At 75.2% G+C, this 3,592-nt stretch carries 4 protein-coding genes; 3 read left to right on the forward strand and 1 reads right to left on the reverse strand.

Going from position 1 to position 3,592, the window contains the following annotated elements; translation table 11 throughout:
* The 3 genes from MHW47_RS33430 to MHW47_RS33440 all read left to right on the forward strand — a co-directional run.
* Window positions 1–271: SAV_6107 family HEPN domain-containing protein (locus MHW47_RS33430; protein ID WP_239227602.1), on the forward strand; the 271-nt coding region annotated here is incomplete at its 5' end.
* Window positions 272–372: 101 nt separating this feature from the next.
* Entirely contained in the window at window positions 373–1,131 is a 759-nt protein-coding gene (locus MHW47_RS33435) for a bifunctional 2-polyprenyl-6-hydroxyphenol methylase/3-demethylubiquinol 3-O-methyltransferase UbiG (RefSeq protein ID WP_239227603.1), read from the forward strand.
* A 284-nt stretch (window positions 1,132–1,415) separates the two neighbouring features.
* Entirely contained in the window at window positions 1,416–1,814 is a 399-nt protein-coding gene (locus tag MHW47_RS33440) for a DUF3040 domain-containing protein (protein WP_111332636.1), read from the forward strand.
* Window positions 1,815–1,894: 80 nt separating this feature from the next.
* Here the strand turns inward: MHW47_RS33440 and MHW47_RS33445 are convergent.
* Window positions 1,895–3,592, reverse strand: a 1,698-nt coding sequence (locus MHW47_RS33445; protein ID WP_239227604.1) for a DUF3488 and transglutaminase-like domain-containing protein, incomplete at its 5' end; no start/stop codon positions are given.

Consider the following 3,592-nt stretch of genomic DNA (forward strand, 5'->3'; position numbering starts at 1 on the left):
CGCCCCCGCGCGCCGGCGCCGCGAGCCGATCCGCAGCGCCTGGGAGATCCTCCCGGAGCTGGCCCCCGAGCTTGCCGAGTGGAGCGCCCTGTTCGCCTCCGGCGCCGCCCGCCGGGCCCGCGCCGAAGCGGGCATACCCGGCGCCGCCACCCGCCGCCAGGCCGACGATCTGCTGCGCGACGCGGCCATGTTCCTGCGCCTGGTCGAGCGGCTGCTCGTCCTCCAACCGGTGCTCCCGCAGCCCAGGGAGGAGCGGCCCGACGCGGGTTGACCGCGCGGTCGGCGCCAGGCAATAGGGTAGGGAGAGGACCTGTTACCTGCGCTGTTCACGCTCCGCCCGCCGCGGCGGCCCGTGCCGAGGAGTCAACTGCCGTGTCGGACCCGCTGCGCCCCCGTGCCTCCCTCCGTACCGCCGTGGTCTGGGAGGTCCTCAGGGACGCCCTCGACCACCGGGCCAAGGCGGCCGGCCGTGACGTCCTGGACGTGCTGGACACCGGCGGCGGCACGGGCAACTTCGCCGTGCCCGCCGCCCGGCTCGGCCACCGCGTCACCGTGGTCGACCCCAGCCCCAACGCGCTGTTCGCGCTGGAGCGCCGGGCCGCCGAGGCCGGGGTCGCCGAACGGGTCCGCGGGGTGCAGGGCGACATCCTCGGCCTGTTCGACGTGGTGGAGCGCGGCGGGTACGACGCGGTCCTGTGCCACGGCGTCCTGGAGTACGTGGACGACCCCGCCGAGGGCGTGCGGCACGCGGTGGAGGCCCTGCGCCCCGGCGGCGCGCTGAGCCTGCTCGCCGCCGGCCTCGGCGGCGCCGTGCTCGCCCGCGCCCTCGCCGGCCACTTCAACGAGGCGCGGCACGCCCTCGGCGACCCCGAGGGCCGCTGGGGCGACGGCGACCCGATGCCCCGCAGGTACACCGCCGAGCAGCTCACCGGGCTGGTCACCGCGGCCGGCGTCGAGGTGGGCGCCGTGCACGGCGTACGGGTCTTCGCCGACCTCGTCCCCGGAGTCCTGGTGGACACCGAACCGGGCGCCGCGGAAGCCCTGCTCAAGCTGGAGGCCGCGGCCGCCGAACTCCCGGCGTTCCACTCCGTGGCCACCCAGCTGCACGTCCTGGGCACCAAGCGCGGCTGATCCCCCCGAGGGTCACCGGCCGCAGCGCGGCTGATCAGCGACGCAGCGGCAGACGGAGTACGCACCGGCAGCCCCGTTCGCGCCTCCGGCCCCGTATGATCGGGGGACACCATCCGGCATGACGGATCGGAGGTTGGGGAATCAACGCCTCAGCAGCCGAGCCGCCCTGGCGGCCCGGACTGGCTGATTGGCAATGAGGGCGGGTTTCACGGGGGCGATTCCCTGCCTATCCTGGAAGGGCCGCATACCGGCCGCCCCCCGCGGCCGACGACGAGGAGGACTCCGTGCCGCTCTCGGAGCACGAGCAGCGAATGCTCGAGCAAATGGAGCGAGCGCTGTACGCCGAAGATCCCAAGTTCGCGACAGCGCTCGAGGGAAGTGGGCTGCGTACGTACACCCGGCGACGGGTCTACCAGGCAGTTGCTGGCTTTCTGGTGGGTATCGCGCTCCTCATGGCCGGAATGGTCGCTCAGCTGATCTGGGTCAGCGTGGTGGGCTTCCTCGTCATGCTGGGCTGCGCGGTGCTCGCGGTCACGGGATGGCGCAAGGCGCCCAAACCGGGCGAGCAGCAGGCGGTGCGCACCGGTGGCGCCGGTGACCGCAGGCAGTCCCGGCAGCGCCGGTCCGTGATGAACCGGATCGAACAGCGGTGGCAGCGCCGCCGCGACGAACAGGGACAGTAACCACAGCACACCTACGGGTGAGGGGCGGCCACGCGGCCGCCCCTCACCCGTATCCGTATCCGCCCCCCGGGGCGGCCCTCTCAGCCCTCCTGACGGCTGGGGCGCCGCGCCCAGGACGGGCGGGCCGGCAGCCGGAAGCGGGCCGCCGCGGCCGCCCGGCGCCGGGACAGCGCCCACACCACCCGGACGGACGAGCGCGGAGCCACCAGTGCGCGGAGTCGGGTCGCCCGGCCGGCCGCGAGCCCCAGCCCGGTCCGTACCGTCCGCGCGTCCCCGGTCAGGCCCGACGCCGGGCGCGGCTCGGGCGCGTAGAGCACCTGCTCCACCGCCCCCGCCACCCGGTGCACCGCCTCCGCAGCCTCCGTGTCCAGCCGGCCCAGAGCCACCAGCCGCTCGGCGGCCCGGCGCGGGGTGAGCGCCTCGTCCGGCACGATGCCGTGGTCCCACGCCGTGTCCGTGACCTCCCGCCACACCGCCAGCGTCCGCGCGGTCGCGTCGGCGGGGCTGCGGCCGGAGGAGCCCAGCCGCCGGGACCGGGCCCGCAGCCGCCAGAACATCGGCAGCAGCGGCAACAGCAGGACGACCACGGCCGCACCCACCAGGCCGAGCACCGCACCCGTCGGCGTCCCCGAGTCCGAGGCGGTGAGGGCACCGGGCGCCGCGCTCTGCCCGCACTCGCCCTGCTTGCGCATCTGCGCCGGGCAGCTCTCCGACGCGGACGGCAGCGCCGGGGCCGGGGCCGAGGCGTCCTCCTCCGGCAGGGCCGGGTCCGCCGTGTCACCGGTCGGCGCCTCGGGCAGCGTGTAGGAGGGGACGGTGCCCCGCGTCGGCGTCGGCTCGAAACGGGTCCAGCCGACGCCCTCGAAGTACAGCTCGGGCCAGGCGTGCGCGTCGCGCAGACCGACCGCGTACGAACCGTCCGCCTGGACGGTGCCCGGGGTGAAGCCCACCGCCACCCGTGCCGGAATCCCCAGCGTCCGGGCCATCGCGGCCATCGTGAAGGAGAAGTGGACGCAGAAGCCCTGTTTGTCCTCCAGGAACCGGGCGATCGCCTTGCCGCCGGTGCCCGAGTCGACCGAGGTGTCGTAGACGAACCCGCCCTCGCGGGCGAACCAGTCCTGGAGCTTCACCGCCCGCTCGTAGGAGTTGGCGGAGCCGCGCGTGATCTCGCCGGCCGTGCGCGCCACCACCTTCGGCAGCGAGTCCGGCACCTGGGTGTACTCGCGCAGCAGGGCCGGCGGCACCGCGCCCGCGGCGGCCAGCTGCCGGCCGGTCGGCTGCACGTCGAGGCTGGTCACCGTGTACTGCGCGCCCGCCGTGGTCTCCCCGTCGTCACCGACGAGGGTGCGGCCCTCCGGCTCGAAGCGCCACTTGCCTCCGACCCGCACCTCGGCCGCCGGATAGGGCAGCGGCAGATAGGTCTGCTTGTACGAGCCGGACGCCGCGACGGTGGTCTTCACCTCCGTGACGGTGACGCCGGAGGACAGGCCCGCCGGCGTCGGGAACCGCTGCGGCACGTCCTGGAGCCGGCGCGTCGAGGCCCGCCACTCGTTCCCGTTGAACTGGTCCAGGGCCAGGATGCGCAGATAGAAGTCGCTGGGCTTCCTCGCGTTGGTGCGGTACGACATCACCTGCCGGTCCTCCGGCTGGTTGAGGTTGTCCTGGAGCGAGACCAGCGGGTTCACCGCGGAGATCGTGCCGCCGCCGCGCCCCCTGCCGCCCGCTCCGCCCGCCCCGGCCAGCAGCCCGCCGTCGAGCGCGGGCAGCGCGGCGGGCAC

Origin of the sequence: Streptomyces sp. OfavH-34-F, from assembly GCF_022347745.1 — a bacterium.
Lineage (GTDB): Bacteria > Actinomycetota > Actinomycetes > Streptomycetales > Streptomycetaceae > Streptomyces.